This window comes from Mesorhizobium sp. M6A.T.Cr.TU.016.01.1.1, from assembly GCF_003952585.1.
GTDB classification, from domain to species: domain Bacteria; phylum Pseudomonadota; class Alphaproteobacteria; order Rhizobiales; family Rhizobiaceae; genus Mesorhizobium; species Mesorhizobium mediterraneum.
The window spans coordinates 1532875-1553630 of the sequence record NZ_CP034452.1 but is presented as its reverse complement, the minus strand read 5'-3'; the positions used below and the strand labels follow the sequence as shown (position 1 = coordinate 1553630).

Genomic DNA, 20756 nt, shown 5'->3' with positions numbered 1-20756 from the left:
ACCCGAAATCATCCGGCTCTGGGGTCGTGGCTCGGGAGGAGCCGGTCTCTCGCCGATTACATCTTGCCGTCGTCTTGGAAGACCTCGGTCCAGTCCTTGACCAGGCCGTCCAGCGCGTCCTTCGCCGAACCCTGGCCGGCTACGACATAGTCGTGGAAGCGCTTCTGCGACGCCTGCAGCAGCGGCGCATAGCTCGGCTCAGCCCAGAAGTCCTTCACGATGGCCATCGAGTCGAGGAAGGTCTGCGCATAAGGCTGGCTGGCCGGAAAGCTCGGGTCTTTCACGACCGCGTTGAGGCAGGAATAGCCGCCGAGCGACCACCATTTGGCCTGCACGTCCTTGTTGGCGAACCACTTGATGTATTTGAGCGCGGCTTCCTGCTTGTCGGAATAGGAAACCACCGAGATGCCCTGGCCGCCGAGCTGGGCGAACTGGTCGCCGTCGGGACCTTTGGGATTGGCGAAATAGCCAATCTTGTCGCCGCCGACATTCTCGTCCTTCTGCAGGCCTGGCCAGGTAAAGGCGAAGTTCATGTGCATCGCCACCTGGCCGGATTTGAAGGCATCGACGCCTTCGCCCATGTAGCTGTTCGAAGCCCCGGGAGGCGTGCAGCAGTCGTAGAGCGCCTTGTAGAACTCCAGACCCTTCACCGATTTCTCGGAGTTGACGAAGCCGTCCATCTCGTAGGGCTTGTCGGGGTTCTCGTATTTGAAGCCGAAGCTGTAGAGCACGTCCATGGCGCCCATGGTGATGCCTTCGGAGCCGCGCTCGGTATAGATCGATGCGCCATACACGGTCTTGCCGTCGATCTCGCGCTTCTGGAAGAACTCGGCGATCTGCTTCAACTGGTCGAACGTCGTCGGCGCGGCGAGATCCCAGCCGTATTTCTCCTTGAATTCCTTCTGCAGTTCCGGCTTGGAGAACCAGTCCTTGCGATAGGTCCAGCCGACGACGTCACCCATGGCAGGCAGCGCCCAGTAGTTCGGCGTGTTCTTCGGCCATTCCGAATAGCCGACGACCGTGGCCGGCACGAAGTCGTCCATGCTGATCTTCTCCTTGTCGAAGAAGTCGTTCAGCTTGACGTAATGGCCATTCTCGGCGGAGCCGCCGATCCACTGGCTATCGCCGATGATCAGGTCGCACAGCTTGCCCTTGGAATTCAATTCGTTGAGGAAGCGGTCGGCATAGTTGGTCCACGGCACGAATTCGAATTTCATGCCGATGCCGGATTCCTTAGTGAAATCCTTGGACAGTTCCACAAGAGCGTTCGCCGGGTCCCAGGCTGCCCAGCAAAGCGTCAGATCTTCCGCATGCGCGACGTTCGAAACGGCTGTCGACGCAAACATCGCCGAGGTCAGTCCCAACGTCAGTTTCAAGGTCGATTTCATGCCTTCCTCCCATTTGCGAAACGCGCCCGGATGACGGTCTCAAAAACCTCAACCCCCCTCCTCAGGGGCCTAAACACTATGACGGGTTGAGCGCCGGATGTTTAGTAATTTGTTTAGTGATGCAATTTTTACTAAACAAGGCAAGCGAATTCGTCGCTGCACCGCAGCATGACGCGTCGGCTCCGGGCGCTGGTTCGGGAAAGGCGGCTTCTGTCGGGTTGTTTGGCGCGCCGGGCACCGGCTCATTTGACCGTTCTGGTGCTCACCGTCACCGGCCGGATCGCCGGGGCCGGCGGCAGCAGGGCGCGTATGTCGGCGAACGGGAAGACCGGCTCGAAGCGAAAGGCTTCGGCGAAGGAACCGGCTGCGCCATTGCACTGGCCGGCGCGAAAGGCGTTCTGCGTGCGCGCCGCGTCGACGAAACGTTCGGGATCCTGCGACTGATGCGCCCGGATCGCCATCGTCTTGAGATCGAAATGCCCTGATATATCGACATAATGCGTCGGCGAAAAACCGGTGCCGCCGAGCGTGTCGGCATGCAGCACCGGCACTGCGAAAGACGCCGCGATCCGCACGCTGTCCGACAGCGCACGGTGGTCGCCATGATAGTCGTTCGGCGCATGGGTGATCGCCAGGTCCGGCTTCACGTCGCCGATCAGCGTCTTCAGTGCCGCGATCAGCGCGGCGTCGGCAACCAGCGCGCCGTCCGGAAAATCGAGGAAGTGCGGTGTTGCGCCAAGCAGGTCCGCCGCCACAGCCGCTTCCTCGCGGCGGGCGCGGGCGAGCGGTCCCGGATCGCCCCTCCCACCCCTGGCGCCGTCCGTGGCTATCGCAAAAACCAGTTCTGCGCCTTGCGCGGCATAGGCTGCCATCGTACCGAACATGAAAATCTCGATGTCGTCCGGATGCGCACCGAGCGCCAGTATCTTCACCCTGCTCTCCCTGGAACTGGAAACACGTGACGAACGGAATTCTGCTCGCCCTGATCGCCTATGCAAGCTATTCATTCAACGATGCCGTTGTCAAAAGCCTGGGTGGGCAGTTCACGGTGTTCGAGATCGGGTTCTTCTCGACATTGTTTGCCGGCTTCTTTCTTCTCTTCACCCGGCCGAACGGCGAACGCTTGCGGGATTTCTGGCGCACGAAGCGGCCTTGGGCGGTTCAGGCCCGCGCCTGGGCCGGCATCGCGTCCGGCGTGCTCAGCGTCTATGCCTTCACCACCATCCCGCTGGCGGAAGCCTATGCGCTGATTTTCCTGGCGCCGCTCTGCGTCACCATCCTTTCCACCCTCATCCTCAAGGAGAAGGTCGGCCCTTGGCGATGGCTGGCGGTGGTCGCCGGCTTTGCCGGCGTCATGCTGGTCGTGCGGCCGGGCTTTCGCGAGATGCATCTCGGTCACCTCGCTGCGTTCGGCGTTGCTTTCCTTGCCGCCGCCAGCATCATCCTGATGCGCTCGCTCGCGGCTGGGGAAAAGCGCACGACGATGCTCGGCGTGCTGATTGGCTACGGCCTGTTCTTCAACGGCATCGGTGCCGCGGCCACGTCATTCACGCTTCCGGACGCAAGGCAGCTGACCTGGCTGGTGCTGTCGGGTGCGTTCACGTCTTGCGGACAATTGCTTCAGCTTATGGCCATGAAATACGCGCCAGCCAACCGGATCGCGCCGACGCATTATTCGCAGATCGTCTGGGCGGTGATCCTGGGCGCGCTGTTCTTCCAGGAATATCCCGATTTTCTGTCGCTTGTCGGTCTCGCCATCGTCGGTGGCTCCGGCCTTTTGACGATGGTGCGCGAGGAGGCGAGGTTGGGCACGGTGCGCTGGAACCCATTTTCGCGGACCCGGCTTTGAGTTGGCCCGCTCTCGGTTGCGCGGCGACCGTCACCGCTGATATGCGGGCGCTGCGGATCCGCCGCGATTGGATGAGTACGTCCGTGGGACGATGACCAGAAAGCCCTTGCCGGAACTCCCGGTCTCCGCCGTGCTGCCGGCGCTCAGCGAGGCGCTTGGCCATGGCAACAGCGCCGTGCTGGTGGCGCCGCCCGGCGCCGGCAAGACGACGCTGGTGCCGCTGGCGCTGCTCGATGCAGCATGGCTCGGCACGGGCAAGATCATTCTGCTCGAGCCGCGCCGGCTCGCTGCCCGCGCCGCTGCCCGCCGCATGGCCGAACTGCTCGGCGAGGAGCCCGGCGAGACGGTCGGCTATGCCATGCGCATGGAGAACCGGACCTCGGCAAGGACGAGAATTCTTGTCGTGACCGAAGGCGTGCTGTCCCGCATGATCCTCGACGATCCGGAACTGCCCGGTGTCTCGGCGGTGTTCTTCGACGAATTCCACGAGCGCTCGCTCGACGGCGATTTCGGTCTGGCGCTGGCGCTCGATGTGCAAGGTGCGCTGAGGCCCGATCTGCGGTTGCTGGTGATGTCGGCGACGCTCGACGGCGCGCGTGTCGCTCGGCTGCTTTCCGGCGCCCCGCTGATCGAGAGCGAAGGCCGCGCCTTTCCCGTCGACGTGCGCTACGACGATCGGCCGGCCGGGATCGCCATCGAAGACGCCATGGCCAAGGCGATCCGCGCGGCCCTTGCCGAGGAGAGCGGCAGCGTGCTCGCCTTCCTGCCTGGCCAGCGCGAGATCGAGCGCACCGCCGAGCGGCTGCAGGGCCGCGTCAGCGCCGACACCGACATCGTGCCGCTCTACGGCATGCTCGACGGCAAGGCCCAGGACGCGGCCATCAAGCCGGCGCCATCCGGCCGCCGCAAGGTGGTGCTGGCAACGTCGATCGCCGAAACCTCGATCACCATCGACGGTGTGCGCGTCGTCATCGATTCCGGTCTGTCGCGGCTGCCGCGCTACGAGCCGGCCAGCGGCCTGACGCGGCTGGAGACGGTGCGTGTCAGCAGAGCCTCCGCCGACCAGCGCGCCGGCCGCGCCGGACGCACGCAACCGGGCGTCGCCATCCGGCTGTGGCGAGCCGAGCAGACGGCGGCACTTCCCGCGTTCACCCCGCCGGAGATCATCGAGGCCGATCTTTCCGGACTTCTGCTCGATTGCGCCGCCTTCAGTGTCGCCGATCCAACGAGCCTTTCGTTCCTCGATCCGCCGCCGGCCCCGGCGCTCAACGAGGCAAGGTCGCTGCTTCGTGCGCTCGATGCCATTGACGAGGCAGGGCGCCTGACGGAAGCGGGTGCTGCGATGCGCAGGCTGGCGCTACCGGTGCGGCTCGCTCACATGGTCGCCGAGGCGGCGAAGACCGGCCAGGCGTTCGAGGCGGCCATGCTCGCCGTGCTGCTCACCGAGCGCGGCCTTGGCGGCGACGGCGCCGACCTCGAACGCCGGCTGATGCGGTTCCGATCCGAAAGATCGCCGCGCGCCACATCGGCGCGGCAGCTTGCAGAGCGGCTGGCGAGGCAGGCCGGTGGCGGGAGAAACAATGAGCAGGCTTCCGCCGGCGCCTTCCTCATCCATGCCTGGCCAGACCGCGTCGCCAGGGCGCGCGGCGAGCGCGGCCGTTTCGTGCTGGCCAACGGTTCGGGCGCCATGCTCGACACCGCTGATCCCCTGGCGGGCGAAACCTGGCTCGTCGTCGCTGACCTGCAGGGCAAGGCGCAAAATGCCCGCATCACGGCAGCAGCGGCGATAGATGAGACCGACATTCGCGCTTCGCTTGCCGACAAGATCGAGACCCGCGGGGAAACGAGCTTCGACCGCGACAGGCGCGCGGTGCGCGTGCGCGAAACCGTTCGCCTCGGTGCCATCACTCTGTCCGAACGCATGCTGCCGGCGCCGGCCGGCACTGAGGCGGATCACGCGATCCTTGACGCCTTGCGCCAACACGGGCTGGCGCTTTTGCCGTGGGGCAAAGAAGCGGAAACGCTGCGCCAACGGCTCGGCTGGCTGCATCGCGGCCTCGGCGCGCCCTGGCCCGATGTTTCCGACGCCGCGCTCATCGAAAGCCTCGATAACTGGCTGCTGCCGTTCCTTTCCGGCGCGGCGTCCTTTGCCGCGATCCACCCTGGCGTGCTTTCGGCCGGCCTCATGGCATTGGTGCCGCACGATCTCCAGCGCAGGATCGAGGCGCTGGCGCCGACCCATTTCGACGCGCCGTCAGGCAGTCGCGTGCCCATCCGCTATGACGGCGAATGGCCGGTGCTGGCAATTCGTGTGCAGGAGCTGTTCGGGCTCGACCGCCACCCTTCGATTGCCAATGGCACCGTGCCGCTGACGCTCGAGCTTTTATCACCGGCGCACCGGCCGATCCAGACGACGCGTGACCTGCCCGGCTTCTGGCGCGGTTCCTGGGCCGATGTGCGGGTCGACATGCGTGGCCGCTACCCCCGGCACGTCTGGCCGGAGAACCCGCTTCTCGCCACCGCCACCAGCCGCGCCAAACCGCGTGGCAGCTGATGCATCCCGACCGTGATCCGATCATGGTCAACAAGAAGACAGAAACATCTACCGCTTCTCCTTTCCCGGCTATAATCCTTGGTCATGATAAATATCCTGCAGGCGCCCGACTTCCAGCAAAGCCAGCGGCTGCGTCTCAACACGCTGATCAGGCTGCGCTGGCTCGCCATCGTCGGCCAGAGCCTGACGGTGCTCGTCGTCGCCTACGGGCTGAAGTTCCCGCTGCCTGTCAGCCTCTGCTTCGCGCTGATCGCCTGCTCTGCCTGGATGAACCTGTTGCTGACCTTCCGCTATCCGGCAGCGCATCGGCTGACGCCGCTGCCGGCCTTTGCCATCCTGACCATCGACAGCCTGCAGCTTGCCGGCCTGCTCTACATGACCGGCGGCCTCACCAATCCGTTTTCGGTGCTGGTGACCGTGCCCGTGGTCATCTCGGCGACGTCGCTGCCGCTGCGCCTGACGGCCATCCTCGGCGCGCTGGTGATGGTTGCGGCGACCTTGCTGGTCTTCTTCCATCTGCCGCTGCCCTGGTACGAGGGCGCGCCGCTGGAGATGCCGTTCATCTATGTCGCCGGCATATGGATGGCGGTGTTTTCCTCGATCGCCTTCACCGCGATCTACGCCTTCCGCGTTGCCGAGGAGGCTCGCCTGCTCGCCAACGCGCTTGCCGCCACCGAGCTGGTGCTGCAGCGCGAGCAGCACCTGTCGGCGCTGGACGGCCTTGCCGCCGCCGCTGCGCATGAGCTGGGCACGCCGCTTGCCACCATCACCCTTGTCGCCAAGGAGATGGAGAAGGCGCTCCGCAACGATCCGAAATACGGCGAGGACGTGACGCTGCTGCGCTCACAGAGCGAGCGTTGCCGCGAAATCCTCAAACGCCTCACCAGCCTCTCGTCTGAGGGCGAGGCGCATCTTTCCCGTCTGCCGCTGACCTCGCTGGTCGAGGAGATGACGGCGCCGCACCGTGATTTCGGCATCTCGATCAAACTTCGCCCCGGCGAGCGCATCGGCCCCGAACCGGTAGGGCGGCGCAATCCCGGCGTCATCTACGGCCTCGGCAATCTGGTCGAGAACGCCGTCGACTTTGCCCGCAAGGCCGTCACCGTGCGCTGGAGCTGGAACGAGGTCGCCGTTACCTTCTCGATCACCGACGACGGGCCGGGGTTCCCTCCTGAAATCATCGACCGCATCGGCGAGCCCTATATGTCGACACGCCAGGGCACCGAGGCCGGCGGCGGCCTGGGCCTGGGGCTTTTCATAGCCAAGACCTTGCTGGAACGCTCGGGGGCCACGCTTGATTTCCGCAATTCAAACGAGCCGGGTGAGGGCGCCATCGTGCAGATATCGTGGCCACGCAGCGTTTTCCTCAATCCTGAATCGGCTTCGGCCACCATGTTTGACACGGCTTGAATTGGACAATAGCGCTCCAAAACTATATTTGCGTAAAAATCAGGCAGCAGGAATTTAGAAGACGATGAATGGCGACGAAACGATTGGCGCAATGGTTGAAGGCGAGGACACCTCGCTGTTGATCGTCGACGACGACAAGCCATTCCTCACGCGGCTTGCCCGCGCCATGGAAACCAGGGGTTTCGTGGTCGAGACGGCCGAGAGCGTCGAGGAGGCGGTGGCCAAGGCGCGCGCCAACCCGCCCGCCTATGCGGTGGTCGACATGCGGCTCGCCGACGGCAATGGCCTCGATGTCGTCGCCGCCATCCGCGAGAAGCGCGACGACGCCCGCGCCATCATCCTCACCGGCTACGGCAACATCGCCACCGCGGTGACGGCGGTGAAGCTGGGAGCCATCGACTATCTGTCGAAGCCGGCCGATGCCGACGACATTTTCGCCGCCCTTACCCGCACCGCTGGCGAACGCGCCGCACCGCCTGAAAACCCGATGTCGGCTGACCGCGTGCGCTGGGAGCACATCCAGCGCGTCTACGAAATGTGCGACCGCAACGTCTCCGAGACCGCGCGCCGGCTCAACATGCACCGACGCACGCTGCAGCGGATACTCGCCAAGCGCGCCCCGCGCTGACGGAGCATCGGAACCCAAAAGCATGCCCACGGGCTTGACCCGAGGGTGGGAACCGGTTTTGGGGGAATCCGATGCTCGAACGAGCTGACTGACAGGCTGCTTGCCTCATTGCCGGGGCTTGCGCATCATCCTGCGAAGTGATTCCGTCCGACCGGGAACATGAGAGGCGACATGCAGGACCAGAAGCAGCGGCCGGTCTCCATTTTCCGCGAATTCCTCGATAGCGAGGCGGCCGGCGGCATCATCCTGATGGTGGCCGCCGCCCTGGCGCTGATCGTCGCCAATTCGCCGCTGGCCGAAACTTATTTCGACGCCCTTCACGCCTATCTGGGACCGCTCAGCGTATCGCACTGGATCAATGACGGCCTGATGGCCGTGTTCTTCCTGCTGGTCGGCCTGGAGATCAAACGCGAGATGCTGGACGGACAGCTCTCGACGTGGCCGCGGCGCGTCCTGCCCGGCGTCGCCGCCGCCGGCGGCATGCTGGTGCCGGCACTTGTCTACGTCGCTATCAACCTCGACAACCCAGCCGCTCTTTCCGGCTGGGCGATCCCGACCGCTACCGACATCGCATTTGCGCTCGGCGTGCTGTCGCTGCTCGGCAGCCGCGTGCCGGGATCGCTGAAGGTATTCCTCACCGCGCTCGCCATCATCGATGATCTCGGCGCGGTCGTCATCATCGCCGTGTTCTACACGAGCGGCCTGTCGCTCGCCTATCTCGGCGCCGCTTTCGCGGTCATCGCTCTGCTCATCGCGCTCAACCGCATGCGCGTGCTGACGCTGGTGCCCTATCTCGTGCTTGGTGCCGTTCTTTGGGTGCTGGTGCTGAAGTCAGGCGTCCATGCCACGCTCGCCGGCGTGGCGCTGGCCCTGACCATACCCCTGAAGGTCACCCCAGGCATCAGCCATGATCTCGACCATTCGCCGCTGCACCGGCTCGAACACGGGCTGCACAACATCGTGCCCTTCGTCGTCATCCCGATCTTCGGCTTTGCCAATGCCGGCGTCTCGTTGGCCGGCCTGAGCCCAGCCGCTCTGGTCGAGCCGCTGACGCTGGGCGTCGCCGCCGGCCTCGTCGCCGGCAAGCTGGTCGGCGTGTTCGGCTCTTCCGCGCTTGCCATCCGGCTCGGCTTCGCCGACCTGCCTGTCAATGCCGGCTGGCTGCACATGGTTGGCATTTCGCTGCTCTGCGGCATCGGCTTCACCATGAGCCTGTTCATCGGCCTGCTCGCTTTCGCCAACAACGTCGAGCTGCAGGACGCGGTCAAGGTCGGCATCCTGGCCGGATCCTTCATCGCCGCGATCCTCGGCGCCGCCGTGCTACTGGTGGCGCCGGCTGCGAATGGGGCAGACGAGGAAGAAGAATAGAGTTGGTGGATTGGCGCCGTTTGGAAGCAGCCGACAAACGTCGCGCCGCCCCTCATTGCCCTGCCGGGCATTTCTCCCCGTATAGAGAGGGAGAGAAAGACGCCTTCGCACAGGGTTTCGCCAATCTCAAGCGTTGCTGAAAATCTGCCGAGGTTGCGGCCAGCCCCTTCTCCCCGTCACTGTACGGGGAGAAGATGCCGGTGTCCGAACCGGATAGATAGGTAACAGAATGGACCGATTGCATGGGTGACAGTTTTCTTGTCCGCCGGGAGGACCGGCGATGGTTTGGCGAGAGACTGGCATCATGGACGAGCGGCTTCGGTTTGTTGTGGAGTGCCTGGCAGGCGAGGAGACGATGACGCAGCTGTGTGGAGACTTCGGCGTGTCGCGCAAGACCGGCTACAAATGGCTGGGTCGTTACCGGGAGTTCGGCCCGGAAGGTTTGCATGATCTGCCGCGGGCGCCGCTCAATCATGGCCGGGCAACGGCTTTGGATCTGGTGGAGCGGATCGTTGCGGCAAAGGAAACGCATCCGCTGTGGGGTCCGAAGAAGATCATGGCGCGGCTCAAGCGCACCGCTCCCGAGCTGCTGTGGCCGTCGGCCTCGACGGCTGGCGCGATCCTTGCGCGGCACGGGCTTGTCTACTCGCTCTCCCCCTCCAGCGCCGGCACCGAAACACCAGCGAGTTCCGCCGCGAGCAGCCGTGAAGCACCGGCCCGTGCGATCCTCAGCATCAGCGCCTTGCGCGTCGCCGCCGCCATGCGGTGCTCGGGCGCATCGCGCAGGATTTCGGCGCCGTAGCCGTCGGAAAGGATAAAACCGCATTCCTGCGGAAAGATTTCCGAGGGCACGCCGGGATGGGTGGCGAAGAAGAAGCGGTCGGAGTGCAGCCGGTAGTCCGGCCATTTGCGGTCGACCCTGAAATCCTCGATCGAGGATTTGATCTCGATGATCCAGATGTCGCCCTCGCGGGTCAGCGCGACGAGGTCGGCGCGGCGCCCGGTCGCCAGCGACAGTTCGGGCAGCACATGCGCGCCCATTTCCTTAAGCAGCCGCTGCACGCCGCGCCGCACGAGCATCGCGCGCTCCGACTGGCGGCCGTCGATGAGCGGGTTGAGGGGGACAGGCGAGATGATTGGCATGGCAGCACCATGCCAGATTCTGTTCACGGTTTGAACCCGCTTTCTTCAGGCGATTATCTGGCTGACAAACCCAACGGGAAACAATCGATTACAGCGGAACAAATCAGCGCCAGTGGGCTGGCTGGAGGTCTGAGTGGGAATTGAACCCACTACGTCGGTTTTGCAGACCGATGCGTCACCGTCCCGCCCTCAGACCTTGTTGCCTCTATGCCTAATCCATCAGCGGTTAGTCAACCTGCCGACGCCCGGATGGCCTTTCCTAGGGCGATTATCCGGTTGGCAGCCCGGCCTTCTAACCGGCGGGCGGCATGCCCTCCAGCGCAATGATCCTCGTCCTTGCGCAGCGTTCGCGGATAGCTTTGAGCCGGCTGTATTCTGGAGAGTCGTACCATGCCATGAGGGAGGCCATGTCCGGGAACTCGACAATGACCAGGCGATGAGGTTCCCAATCGCCTTCCAGCACTTTGGTGGCTCCGCCGCGAGCGATGTACCTTCCTCCATAGCGCGCTTCGGTTGCTGGTACATCCCGGCGGTATTCCTCGAAAACGGCGGCGTCGGTTATGTCTACATCAGCAATAAGATAGGCTGCCATTGCCTCACTCCCTGAAGAAAAGGCCATGAAGCAGGTCCATTAGCCGTCCTGCAACTAAGCCAACGGTACTACGCCTCGGAAACGACTCGCCTTCTCCCTGTATCGGGCGCTTTACTACATTCGTTGGGGGCAGCTCTGGGAGGAGACGAACCATGCCGATGTATCTTACGAAATTCAGCTATACGCCCGAAACCTGGGCGCGCTTGATCGAAAACCCCGAGGATCGCCGCGAGGCGGCCCGTTCCTACATCGAATCGGTGGGCGGAAAACTACACGGGTTCTGGTACGCCTTCGGAGAGCACGATGGCTGGAATCTGTGGGAGGCTCCAGACAATGTCTCGATGGCATCCGTCATGCTGGCTATCGGTGCGGGCGGGGCGCTCAGCTCGCATGAGACCACCGTCCTCCTAAGCGTCGAGGAGACGATGCAAGCGCTTGGGAAGGCAAAGTCGATCCGGTATCGCCCGCCGGGGTCGTAAGGGCCGCCCGTTCGCGGCCTCGCGGAGTGCCGGAGGCTGGTCGCTCATGCCGCCGCGGAAGCGATTTTATCTCCAGCCAGCGCAGCCCCGGCAATATCATCCAGGGTACGGCAGTGCGGCCGGTCGTCGCCGTGGCAGGAGCGGCGCAGAAAAGTCAGCCGGTGGATGTCGTCGCCGCAATAGTCGCGGTAGCCGTTGCCGGCGCGCGCAGGACGGATCAGGCCGATCTCCTCATAGTAGCGGATGGTCTTGGCCGGCAGGCCGGAACGGCGGACGGCATCTCCGACATTCATGACAGTTCCTCGACCTTCGGCGGTCCGGCGAGCCGCCCCATTGAATTTCCTTCACAATCTAGCGAAGGCCGTTGCCGAAAAGCCACAGTTACGCACTTACCGGCGCGTAAGCCCCTGCATATAGGCATCGCGCGCTTGGCAAGCAAAGCAAATGCCAGCATGAATGATGGTGACAAAGCGGCCGTCTCGAGCCGCTCTATTTCGGGCGGGGCATCGGACCTTTTCATGCGCATGAAGTCATTCGCAATCGTCGCCGCACTTGCGCTGTCGACGGCTATCGCTGGTTGCAGCACCATCGGCTCGCAGATCTTCACCAGCAACTATGGCCCGATGACCGATGCGGGCTATCAACTGCCGCGCATTCCGATCGAAAAGGTGCCGTTCAAGTACCGCCGGCAGGTGGTGAGCTACGACACCGATGAAAAGCCGGGCACCATCGTCGTCGATACGCAGAACAAGTTTCTCTATTACGTCATGGGTGGCGGCGAGGCGATGCGTTACGGCATCGGCGTCGGCCGCGAGGGTTTTGAATGGCGCGGCACCGCCCGCATCGCGGTGAAGCGCGAATGGCCAACCTGGACGCCTCCTTCGGCGATGATCAAGCGCCAGCCGGAGCTCGCCAAGTTTGCCGGCGGCATGGAGCCGGGATTGACGAACCCACTCGGTGCGCGCGCCCTGTATCTGTTCAACAAAGGCGGCGATTCGGGCTACCGCCTGCATGGCAGCCCGGAATGGAACTCGATCGGCAAAGCGATGTCGTCGGGCTGCATCCGCCTGATGAACCAGGACATCATCGACCTTTACGACCGCACCTCCGTCGGCGCCAAGGTTATCGTTCTTTAGAACTCATACGCGGACCGTCTAGGCAACAACTGACGTCCCAAAACAGAAAACCGGGCAATTCGGCCCGGTTTTTTGTTGTCGCGAGAAGGCGAATGGAGTCCTTAAGAGACCTGTTCGACCTGCTGAACCTCGGGCACAAAATGCCGGAGCAGGTTCTGGATGCCGTGCTTGAGCGTCGCCGTCGACGACGGGCAGCCGGCGCAGGCGCCCTTCATGTGCAGGAACACGGTGCCGTTCTCGAAGCCGCGGAAGGTGATGTCGCCACCGTCCTGGGCGACGGCCGGGCGCACCCGCGTGTCGAGCAGTTCCTTGATCGTGATGACCAATTCCTCGTCGGCCTTGTCGTAGAATTCGCCGGTCTGGCTGGTCTCGGCGGCGGGACCGGCCTTGGCCATCACCGGCGCGCCGGACATGAAGTGTTCCATGATGGCGCCGAGGATCGCCGGCTTCAGATGCTGCCAGTCGGGACCGTCCTTGGTCACGGTGACGAAATCATAGCCGAAGAAGACGCCGGTGACGCCTGGGATCTCGAACAGCCGGCCGGCCAGCGGCGAAGCTGAGGCGGCGCTGTCGGCATCACGGAAATCGGCGGTGCCTTCGACGAGCACTTCCTTGCCGGGCAGGAATTTCAATGTCGCCGGATTTGGCGTCGATTCGGTCTGGATGAACATGGACGTCTCCGTGCCCATTCGGGCAGACAGTTTGGAATAATTCTAAATAGGCCTTCTCGGCGGGACATTCAAGCGAAAGCCATCGCTAGAACGGCTGGCTGGGAGAATGTTTTTGCGGTCTTCTGCAACATGGTTTGAGGTGTGTTGAGATTCAGGCCAGGGCGAGCCGAAAATGATGGTTTCCGAGAACCGGAGCGGAGCGTACTTTTGGTACGTGAGCACCGGAAGCGCAGGAAGCCGCCGTTTGCAGGCCGACCTCACCTGAATATCAGCACACCTCAGGCCAGGCTGTCGATTTCTTCGTCAGACAGGTTCTGCGGCACCACCGTCACCGGGATGGGGAAGGCGGCGCCCTTGCCGGCGACCGCGCCGACCAGCGGCCCCGGCCCCTCTTTGCCGGCGCCGGCCGCCAGCACGAGGATGGCGATATCCTGGTCTTCTTCGATCAATTTGTGGATCTCTTCCGTCGGCTTGCCTTCGCGCACCACCAGTTCCGGCTCGATGCCGAGCTTCTGGCGCACCTTGTTGGCATAGCTGTCGAGGGCCGCGCGAGCCGTCGCCATAGCCTCCTCGCGCATGATCTTCTCAACACCCAGCCAATGCTGGAAATCGTCCGGCTCGATCACATAGAGCAGCACCAGCACGCCGTTGGTGCTCTGCGCGCGCTTCGAGGCGTAGACGACGGCCCGCTCGCATTCGGGCGTATCGTCGATGATCGCCAGGAACTTGCGGCGATGGCCGGCTTCGCGGCTGAGGCGTTTGGAGACCATATTCACCCTGTTCGACGGTTTCGGTTCGCAATCTGCCACCGCCACAGCCCGGCCGCAAGCGACCGGCGGATGTAGCGATGTTAGGCGCAGATCAGCTTTGCAGCAGGCCGATGATGTCGCGCACGGTCTTCATCGTCGCCTCGGCCAATAGTCCGGCGCGCTCGCCGCCATCCCTGAGCACCGCGTCGACATAGGCGCGGTCATCGGAAATGCGGCGCATTTCATCCGCGACCGGTGCCAGCTTCTCCACGGCAAGGTCGGCCAATGCCGGCTTGAACACCGAAAACTGCTGGCCGCCGAACTCTTTCAGCACCGCCTCCTTCGATATCTCGGCAAGACCTGCATAGATGCCGACGAGGTTTTCGGCTTCGGGCCGGCCGGCAAGGCCGCCCAATTCCCCGGGCAACGCCTCGGGGTCGGTCTTGGCCTTGCGGATCTTCTTCGAGATGGTGTCGGCATCGTCGGTCAGATTGATGCGCGACAGGTCCGACGGATCCGACTTCGACATCTTCTTCGAGCCGTCGCGCAGCGACATGATGCGCGCCGCCGGTCCGCCGATGATCGGCTCGGTCAGCGGGAAATAGCCGTTCACCGTCTCCTCGCCGACCTTCATCTCGATGCCGACGCCAAGGCCGGCGATGCGGTCCGAAAAGTCGTTGTTGAATTTTTGCGCGATGTCGCGTGTCAGCTCCAGATGCTGCTTCTGGTCATCGCCGACCGGCACATGGGTGGCACGATAGACGAGGATGTCGGCCGCCATCAGGCTCGGATAGGCAAGCAGCCCAAGCGAGGCGTTCTCGCGGTCCTTGCCGGCCTTGTCCTTGAACTGCGTCATGCGGTTCATCCAGCCGATGCGGGCCACGCAGTTGAAAATCCAGGCGAGCTCGGCGTGCTGCATGACCCGCGACTGGTTGAAGACGATGTGCTTTTTCGGGTCGATGCCGGAGGCGAGAAACGCCGCGGTGATCGCACGCGTTTGATCCGCTAGATCCTCATGCACGAGCTGCGCGGTCAGCGAATGCAGGTCGACGACGCAATAGATGCAATCGGAGGTGTCCTGCAAGGCGACGAATTTCTTGATGGCGCCGAGATAGTTGCCGAGGTGCAGATTGCCGGTCGGCTGGACGCCGGAAAAGACGAGCGGTTTGAAGGCGGTCATGATGTCCTCATGGCTTGTGGAGGGCCGTTTCGCGCGCGGCGAAAGTCTTTCGACGGCGCGCTTATGGACGAAGGCGACGATCCGATCAAGGCCGGCGCCGCGCTCAGAGTCTGCGGATTATTCGTCCAGTTCGGATTTTGGGACAGGCGTTGCCTTCGCCGCTCCTCGCCTGATATTGCGCCGGATCATGCCGAAATCGGCGCCGCCGGTGGCGAAGGCGGTGACGAAATAAAGCAATGCCCCGCCGGCTACCAGCGCAAGAAGCGTCGTAGCCTTGATGATCAGCGGTGAGCCCGAGGCAAGCCTGGCGGCAAACCAGTGCTCGGCAAAATAGAGTGCCGCCCCCATCACCGCCGCTGACAGCACCAGCCGTGGGATACGTCTCATGAGCGGCACGTCGCGGCCCCAATGGCCGCGCCGGATCAGCACGCCGAGCAGCATCAGCGCGTTGACCCAGCCGGCGACGGCCGAAGCAACCGCGATGCCCGGCGCGCCCATCGACGGAAACAGCGTCAGCGCGGTGGTGACGTTCACCGCCACCGAGATGGCGGCGAAGATCATCGGCGTGCGCGTGTCCTCGCGGGCGAAATAGCCTGGGGTGAACGCCTTGATCAGCACGAAGGCCGGCAAGCCCAGGCCGAAGATCGCCAGGATCGCCGCCACGATCGGCGTCGAGTTGTTGGCGGCAAAGGCGCCGCGTTCGTAGACCAGCCCCACGATCGGCTCGGACATGACCAGCAGGGCCGCCGCCGCCGGCAAGGTCAGAAACAAGGTGAACTCCACCGACCGGTTCTGCAGATTGGCCGCTTCGATCAGATTGCCGGACTTCAGCGCCCGCGACAGTTCGGGCAGGAGCACGATGGCGACGGCGATGCCGACGACGCCGAGCGGCAGTTGGTAGATGCGATCGGCATAAGCGAGCGACGACACCGCGCTGTCCTGCGCCGACGCGATCGCCGTGCCGATCAGCTGGTTGATCTGGGTGATGCCGCCGGTGATCGCCGCCGGCAGCGCCAGGATCAGCAGCCGCTTGACGTTGGGCGTCATCCTTGGCCGGCGAAAGCCTATCGAGATGCCGGCATGGCGCACCGCCACCCAGACGATCGCCAGTTGCACCAGTCCAGCCGCCAGCACGCCCCAGGCCAGCGCGAAGCCGACGGTGCGCGCGTCCGATCCCTTGTGCCAGGCATAGGCAAGCACGCCGATCAGGATGATGTTGAGGAACACCGGCGCCACCGCGGCGGCGAAATAGCGGCGCAGCGAATTCAGCATGCCGGCCATCATGGCGCCGAGCGACATGCAGATCAGGTAGGGAAACATGATGGTCGCAAGCCCGACCGTCATCTCGAACTTTCCCGGCGTGTCGGCAAAGCCCGGCGCCACCAGGTAGCGCACGATCAGCGGCATCGCCAGTTCCATGGCGATGGTCAGCGCCAGCAGCGCTGTGAACAGCACGCCGAACACCTCTTCGGAGAAGCGCTTGGCGCCATCGGTGCCGTGGGTCTCGATCTCCTTGGCGAAGAGCGGCACGAAGGCAGCGTTGAAGGCGCCTTCGGCAAACAGCCGGCGAAAGGTGTTGGGGAACTGGAACGCGGCGTTGAAGGCGTCGGCGATCGGTCCGGTGCCGAGTGCGGCCGCCATCAGCATCTCGCGGGCGAAGCCGAGAGCGCGGCTCATCAGCGTGCCGGAAGCGACCGTCGCGAATTTCTTGACAAGGCTCATTTGTGCGGAGATTGCCTGCGTGATGGGGAAAAATCGAGGCCGGCGTTCACTCGGCGGCGGCCTTGGCCTTGCCGCCGCGCTCGGTGCCTTCGAGGGCCGCGATCAGCCTGTTGTGAATGGCGGTCGTGCGCGTCGGGCTGTCGATCTTCTGGCCGGTGAGGTCTGTGACATAGAAGGTGTCGATGACCTTTTCGCCGAAAGTGGTGATGTGCGCCGACGCGATGTCAAGCGACAGGTCGGACAACGCCCCGGTGATCTCGGACAGCAGGCCCGGCCGATCCAGCCCCTCGACCTCGATTACCGAGAACCGGTTCGATAGCGTGTTGCGGATTTCGGCGCGCGGCTGGATGCGGAACACCTTGGCGCCGCGCCGCGGCTTGGTCCGCTTTTCGATCATCTCCGGCAGCCAGCTCTTTCCCGACAGCACGTCCTCGATCAGGCGGCCGACGCGTTCGGCGCGGCGGCGCTCGTCTTCGTCGCGGTCGAACTCCCTCGATATCAGGATCGTGTCCAGCGCGCGGCCATCGGAGGTGGTGAAGATCTGCGCATCGACGATGTTGCCGCCCGCCGCCACACAGGCGCCGGCAATGACCGAAAGCAGTCGGGGATGGTCCTGCGCCAGCACGGTGATTTCGGTCACCGCCTCGAACTGGTGGGTCTTGATCATGGTGGCGAGCTTCTTGCCCGCCGCATCCGCCTCGCGGATGAATTCGGCGTGGCGAAGCTGGTCGGCGAGATCGACCGTCAGCAGATAATTCTCGTAGTGCTTGCCGACATAGCGCTTGCGGGCCTTTTCCGGCCAATCGGCGAGCGCCTCTGCCAGTTTTTCGCGGGCAGCCGCGGTGCGCATCGCACGCGACACTTCTGAAAACCCGCCGGTCAACAGCAATTCGGTCTCGTAGTAGAGCGTGCGCAGCAACTGCCCCTTCCAGCCGTTCCAAACGCCCGGCCCGACGCCCCTGATGTCGCAGATGGTGAGGACGAGCAACAGCTTCAGCCGTTCGACCGACTGCACGATCGCGGCGAAATCCTCGATCGTCTTGCGGTCGTTGAGATCGCGGGTCTGCGCCGTCATCGACATGACGAGATGGTTCTCGACCAGCCAGGCGACCGTTTCGGTGTCGGCCGCCGATAGCCCCATATACGGGCAGATGCGCCGCGCGATCCGGGCGCCCGCCTCGGAATGGTCCTCCGGCCGCCCCTTGGCAATGTCGTGCAAAAGCACCGCGACATAGAGCGCCTCGCGGCTTTTCTTCAGCCCCGGCATCAGCTTGTGGGAAAGCGGATGGGTTTTTTCGCCGTCGCCGCGCTCGATCTCGGCCAGCACGCCGATGCAGCGGATCAAATGCTCGTCCACAGTGTAATGGTGGTACATCGAGAACTGCATCATGGCGACGATCTTGCCGAAATCCGGGATCAGCTTTCCCAGCAGCCCCGCCTCGTTCATGCGCCTGAGATTGAGTTCGGCATTGCGGTCCGACGTCAATATGTCGAGGAACAGCCGGTTGGCTTCCTCGTCGCGCCTGAGTGCCTTGCCGACAAGGCCGAGCGAACGGGTCAAAAGCTTCAGCGCATCGGGGTGGAATTCAAGCCCATGCTTGTCGGCGAACCAGAACAGCCTCAAGAGATTGACCGGGTCGCGCTCGAACACCTGGTCGTCGGCGATGTTGATGCGATGGTTGTCGATAATGAAATCGGACGTGCCGGCAAGCTTACGCTTGCGGCGCGAGAAGGTGAGGAAGATGCGGTTGAAGCCAGGCACGTGCTTGGCCTGCTCTTCCTCGAGCGCAGCGCAGAAGATGCGGGTGAGATCCCCGACATCCTTGGCGACGAGGAAGTAGTGCTTCATGAAGCGCTCGACCGCCGACAGGCCCGGATGTGTGGTGTAGCCCAGCCGTTCGGCGATCTCGCGCTGGATGTCGAAATGCAGCCGTTCCTCGGCCTTGCCGGTGAGAAAATGCATGTGGCAGCGCACCGCCCACAGGAAATCCTCGGCCTTCTGGAATTCCCTGTATTCGCTGTCGGTGAAGACGCCCTTTTCGACCAGCTCCTCGCCGGTGCGCACCCGGTAGAAGTATTTGCCGATCCAGAACAACGTCTGCAGGTCGCGCAGGCCGCCCTTGCCGTCCTTGACGTTGGGTTCGACCAAATAGCGGCTTTCGCCGGCCTTGGCGTGACGTTCGTCGCGTTCGGCAAGCTTGGCCTGCACATATTCGGGTCCGGTCGTGCGCACCACCTCGCGGTCGAAACGCTGCAAGAGCTCGTCATAGAGCTTCTGCTCGCCCCACAGGAAACGCGCTTCCAGGATCGAGGTGCGGATGGTGATGTCGGTGCGCGACTGCCGCAGGCATTCGTCGATATTGCGGGTGGCGTGGCCGACCTTCAGCCCCAGATCCCACAGCATGTAGAGCATGTATTCGACGATCTGCTCGCCCCATGGAGTCTGCTTGTAGGGCAGCAGGAAGAGGAGATCGATGTCGGATCCCGGCGCCAGCGTGCCGCGGCCATAGCCGCCGACCGCGACGACGGCCATGCGTTCGGCCGATGACGGGTTTTTGACGCGATAGACATGGGTGGCGGCGAAATCGTAGAGCGCGCGGATGATTTCGTCCATGAGATGAGACAGCCGGGCGGCGCAGGCGGTGCCGCTGCCATCGTCCATCAGCATGCGTTCGGCAACGGTGCGGCCGGCTGCTAGCCTACCCTTGAGAAGCTGGAGAACACCGGCGCGCGCAGTTTTGCCGGAGCCGTCGCCTGCCGTGGCCGCAGTCAGCGCGGTCATCTCGCGGCGCAAGGCTTCACCGTCGATCAGTTCATCGAGCTTTAGGGAGATTCTTGCCATGTGCGCAGATCGGCCTCGCCGTTTCGGCGGCGTCTATAGCGCGTTTTCGCGGCGCTGGGTATGGGGCGGACGGACACGCTCTCCACGATAGTCGAACGGGATGATCGTCTCCTGCCGCAGCCGGCAGAGGTCGAAAATCTGCTGCACGATCCGCTTGACCTCGGCCTTGATCTTGTTGGCTCCCGTCTTCTTATGTCTTTTGACCATGCCGATTGCAGCCCACTGGTCGCTCCGCTCCGATTTGAGCAGGCTTGGCAGCCCGATCGCCTTGTCACCCAGGAACTGGTCCTGGACGCACAGCGCTGGAACAAGCTGATAGATGGTCTTGCTGGACGATGTTGCCAAGCCCGGATTGAAGACGACGTGATCGACCGGAATACCGATATCCTCGGTGGCATTGATGAGGTCGCGCGCGGCCTGCCTTGAAACTATGTAGCCGGCTGTCCCGATGTGGATCCTGTGAAGCCTGGACACGGAAAAGCCGCGGCCTGCAGAAACGTGTTTGCGCGCGATCGTGGTTTTCTTGAAGAACGTCTCCAGCTTGACGATATCGGCATCGGCCGGAATCCAGCCGGCGTCGGCAAGCAATGCGCCGGCTTTTGCGGAAAAGACGATGTCGTCCTCGAAGACGGCACCGTAGTCATCGTCGCCGGCCGCGATGATCGCCCAGCAGGCTTTATGGCTGAGGAGACAAGCGATCTCGGCGTCGGTCAGGCGCAGCAACGACTTGCGCTTGACGCGCAGCGGCATGCGGGCGAGGTCCGGCCGATCCTGCGCGTCGATCGCTGCAACCCGTTCGAACTGAACGCCGAGACTGGCAAACTCGGCCGTCATATGGGCGAGCCTGTCGCGGGACCGATCGAGATTGATGACCAGGCATTTCATTTGAACGGGATCGATGCGGTTAGCCGAAAGTGGTGGCGTCCATAGCATATGGATGCGGTTGGGTGCGGGATTTTTCCGACCCAGGCCTATCCGGCATACACCACGGCACGAAAGGCTGAAATTGGCCCTTGACCTTCCAGTCACTGGAAGCACTACGTCA

18 protein-coding genes, 1 tRNA gene and 1 pseudogene are annotated in these 20756 nt (G+C 63.5%); 8 read left to right on the top strand and 12 right to left on the bottom strand.

Annotated elements, in window-relative coordinates:
• Positions 1–56 precede the first annotated feature (56 nt).
• Together EJ075_RS07195 and EJ075_RS07190 are read right to left on the bottom strand one after the other, a co-directional pair.
• Complete coding sequence (locus EJ075_RS07195) at positions 57–1388, bottom strand: extracellular solute-binding protein (protein ID WP_095484293.1); 1332 nt, start codon at positions 1386–1388, stop codon at positions 57–59.
• A 242-nt stretch (positions 1389–1630) separates the two neighbouring features.
• Complete coding sequence (locus EJ075_RS07190; RefSeq protein WP_126103876.1) at positions 1631–2320, bottom strand: PIG-L deacetylase family protein; 690 nt, start codon at positions 2318–2320, stop codon at positions 1631–1633.
• Positions 2321–2346: 26 nt separating this feature from the next.
• Between EJ075_RS07190 and EJ075_RS07185 the strand changes: the two genes are divergently transcribed.
• The 6 genes and pseudogenes from EJ075_RS07185 to EJ075_RS33460 form a co-directional block, all read left to right on the top strand.
• Positions 2347–3237 (top strand): DMT family transporter, encoded by an 891-nt coding sequence (locus tag EJ075_RS07185; RefSeq protein WP_126103875.1) that lies wholly within the window; start codon positions 2347–2349, stop codon positions 3235–3237.
• 91 nt (positions 3238–3328) lie between these two features.
• Positions 3329–5791 (top strand): ATP-dependent helicase HrpB, encoded by a 2463-nt coding sequence (gene hrpB / locus EJ075_RS07180; protein ID WP_126103874.1) that lies wholly within the window; start codon positions 3329–3331, stop codon positions 5789–5791.
• An 84-nt stretch (positions 5792–5875) separates the two neighbouring features.
• The gene (locus EJ075_RS07175; RefSeq protein WP_164547051.1) at positions 5876–7201 is read left to right on the top strand and encodes an ActS/PrrB/RegB family redox-sensitive histidine kinase; all 1326 of its coding nucleotides are present in this window, start codon (positions 5876–5878) and stop codon (positions 7199–7201) included.
• 64 nt (positions 7202–7265) lie between these two features.
• Positions 7266–7829, top strand: coding sequence for an ActR/PrrA/RegA family redox response regulator transcription factor (locus EJ075_RS07170; RefSeq protein WP_082982096.1), 564 nt, complete (start codon positions 7266–7268; stop codon positions 7827–7829).
• 171 nt (positions 7830–8000) lie between these two features.
• The gene (gene nhaA / locus EJ075_RS07165) at positions 8001–9197 is read left to right on the top strand and encodes a Na+/H+ antiporter NhaA (protein WP_126103872.1); all 1197 of its coding nucleotides are present in this window, start codon (positions 8001–8003) and stop codon (positions 9195–9197) included.
• A gap of 280 nt (positions 9198–9477) precedes the next feature.
• Positions 9478–9840, top strand: a pseudogene (locus EJ075_RS33460) (helix-turn-helix domain-containing protein); the annotation flags it as partial.
• Here EJ075_RS33460 and EJ075_RS07155 read toward each other — a convergent pair.
• From EJ075_RS07155 to EJ075_RS07145, 3 genes are all read right to left on the bottom strand, one after another.
• The gene (locus tag EJ075_RS07155) at positions 9840–10340 is read right to left on the bottom strand and encodes an MmcB family DNA repair protein (RefSeq protein ID WP_126107264.1); all 501 of its coding nucleotides are present in this window, start codon (positions 10338–10340) and stop codon (positions 9840–9842) included. The pseudogene EJ075_RS33460 and the gene EJ075_RS07155 sit on opposite strands and share 1 nt — an antisense overlap.
• 122 nt (positions 10341–10462) lie before the next feature.
• Positions 10463–10536, bottom strand: a tRNA-Cys gene (locus EJ075_RS07150).
• A gap of 96 nt (positions 10537–10632) precedes the next feature.
• Positions 10633–10932: a DUF1330 domain-containing protein gene (locus EJ075_RS07145; protein WP_126103871.1), complete on the bottom strand. Its 300-nt coding sequence runs from the start codon at positions 10930–10932 to the stop codon at positions 10633–10635.
• 152 nt (positions 10933–11084) lie between these two features.
• On the opposite strand from EJ075_RS07145, the gene EJ075_RS07140 reads away from it, so the two are divergent.
• On the top strand, positions 11085–11411 hold the full coding sequence (locus EJ075_RS07140) for a GYD domain-containing protein (protein ID WP_095483041.1): 327 nt from the start codon (positions 11085–11087) through the stop codon (positions 11409–11411).
• A gap of 44 nt (positions 11412–11455) precedes the next feature.
• Here the strand turns inward: EJ075_RS07140 and EJ075_RS07135 are convergent, their stop codons facing one another.
• A complete protein-coding gene (locus EJ075_RS07135) occupies positions 11456–11704 on the bottom strand; it encodes a MerR family DNA-binding transcriptional regulator (RefSeq protein ID WP_126103870.1) in 249 nt (82 codons plus the stop codon).
• 225 nt (positions 11705–11929) lie between these two features.
• Between EJ075_RS07135 and EJ075_RS07130 the strand changes: the two genes are divergently transcribed.
• Positions 11930–12547: a L,D-transpeptidase gene (locus EJ075_RS07130; protein ID WP_126103869.1), complete on the top strand. Its 618-nt coding sequence runs from the start codon at positions 11930–11932 to the stop codon at positions 12545–12547.
• A gap of 101 nt (positions 12548–12648) precedes the next feature.
• Here EJ075_RS07130 and EJ075_RS07125 read toward each other — a convergent pair whose 3' ends face one another.
• The 6 genes from EJ075_RS07125 to EJ075_RS07100 form a co-directional block, all read right to left on the bottom strand.
• Positions 12649–13218, bottom strand: a complete 570-nt coding sequence (locus tag EJ075_RS07125) for a NifU family protein (protein WP_095483050.1) — start codon at positions 13216–13218, stop codon at positions 12649–12651.
• A 278-nt stretch (positions 13219–13496) separates the two neighbouring features.
• Positions 13497–13988 carry a universal stress protein gene (locus EJ075_RS07120; RefSeq protein ID WP_126103868.1) on the bottom strand — a complete coding sequence of 164 codons (492 nt, stop codon included), beginning with the start codon at positions 13986–13988 and terminating at the stop codon, positions 13497–13499.
• A 91-nt stretch (positions 13989–14079) separates the two neighbouring features.
• Positions 14080–15147, bottom strand: a complete 1068-nt coding sequence (trpS, locus tag EJ075_RS07115) for a tryptophan--tRNA ligase (protein WP_126103867.1) — start codon at positions 15145–15147, stop codon at positions 14080–14082.
• Positions 15148–15264: 117 nt separating this feature from the next.
• The gene (murJ, locus tag EJ075_RS07110; protein WP_126103866.1) at positions 15265–16869 is read right to left on the bottom strand and encodes a murein biosynthesis integral membrane protein MurJ; all 1605 of its coding nucleotides are present in this window, start codon (positions 16867–16869) and stop codon (positions 15265–15267) included.
• Between the two features lie 46 nt (positions 16870–16915).
• A complete protein-coding gene (locus EJ075_RS07105; RefSeq protein WP_126103865.1) occupies positions 16916–19711 on the bottom strand; it encodes a [protein-PII] uridylyltransferase in 2796 nt (931 codons plus the stop codon).
• Between the two features lie 33 nt (positions 19712–19744).
• A complete protein-coding gene (locus EJ075_RS07100) occupies positions 19745–20596 on the bottom strand; it encodes a glycosyltransferase family 25 protein (protein ID WP_126103864.1) in 852 nt (283 codons plus the stop codon).
• Positions 20597–20756 lie beyond the last annotated feature (160 nt).

Coding starts and splice junctions, on each gene's coding strand:
- EJ075_RS07195 (WP_095484293.1), bottom strand. CDS start 1,388: ATGAAATCGACCTTGAAACTGACGTTGGGACTGACCTCGGCGATGTTT.
- hrpB (WP_126103874.1), top strand. CDS start 3,329: ATGACCAGAAAGCCCTTGCCGGAACTCCCGGTCTCCGCCGTGCTGCCG.
- EJ075_RS07175 (WP_164547051.1), top strand. CDS start 5,876: ATGATAAATATCCTGCAGGCGCCCGACTTCCAGCAAAGCCAGCGGCTG.
- EJ075_RS07170 (WP_082982096.1), top strand. CDS start 7,266: ATGAATGGCGACGAAACGATTGGCGCAATGGTTGAAGGCGAGGACACC.
- nhaA (WP_126103872.1), top strand. CDS start 8,001: ATGCAGGACCAGAAGCAGCGGCCGGTCTCCATTTTCCGCGAATTCCTC.
- EJ075_RS07155 (WP_126107264.1), bottom strand. CDS start 10,340: ATGCCAATCATCTCGCCTGTCCCCCTCAACCCGCTCATCGACGGCCGC.
- EJ075_RS07145 (WP_126103871.1), bottom strand. CDS start 10,932: ATGGCAGCCTATCTTATTGCTGATGTAGACATAACCGACGCCGCCGTT.
- EJ075_RS07140 (WP_095483041.1), top strand. CDS start 11,085: ATGCCGATGTATCTTACGAAATTCAGCTATACGCCCGAAACCTGGGCG.
- EJ075_RS07135 (WP_126103870.1), bottom strand. CDS start 11,704: ATGAATGTCGGAGATGCCGTCCGCCGTTCCGGCCTGCCGGCCAAGACC.
- EJ075_RS07130 (WP_126103869.1), top strand. CDS start 11,930: ATGCGCATGAAGTCATTCGCAATCGTCGCCGCACTTGCGCTGTCGACG.
- EJ075_RS07125 (WP_095483050.1), bottom strand. CDS start 13,218: ATGTTCATCCAGACCGAATCGACGCCAAATCCGGCGACATTGAAATTC.
- EJ075_RS07120 (WP_126103868.1), bottom strand. CDS start 13,988: ATGGTCTCCAAACGCCTCAGCCGCGAAGCCGGCCATCGCCGCAAGTTC.
- trpS (WP_126103867.1), bottom strand. CDS start 15,147: ATGACCGCCTTCAAACCGCTCGTCTTTTCCGGCGTCCAGCCGACCGGC.
- murJ (WP_126103866.1), bottom strand. CDS start 16,869: ATGAGCCTTGTCAAGAAATTCGCGACGGTCGCTTCCGGCACGCTGATG.
- EJ075_RS07105 (WP_126103865.1), bottom strand. CDS start 19,711: ATGGCAAGAATCTCCCTAAAGCTCGATGAACTGATCGACGGTGAAGCC.
- EJ075_RS07100 (WP_126103864.1), bottom strand. CDS start 20,596: ATGAAATGCCTGGTCATCAATCTCGATCGGTCCCGCGACAGGCTCGCC.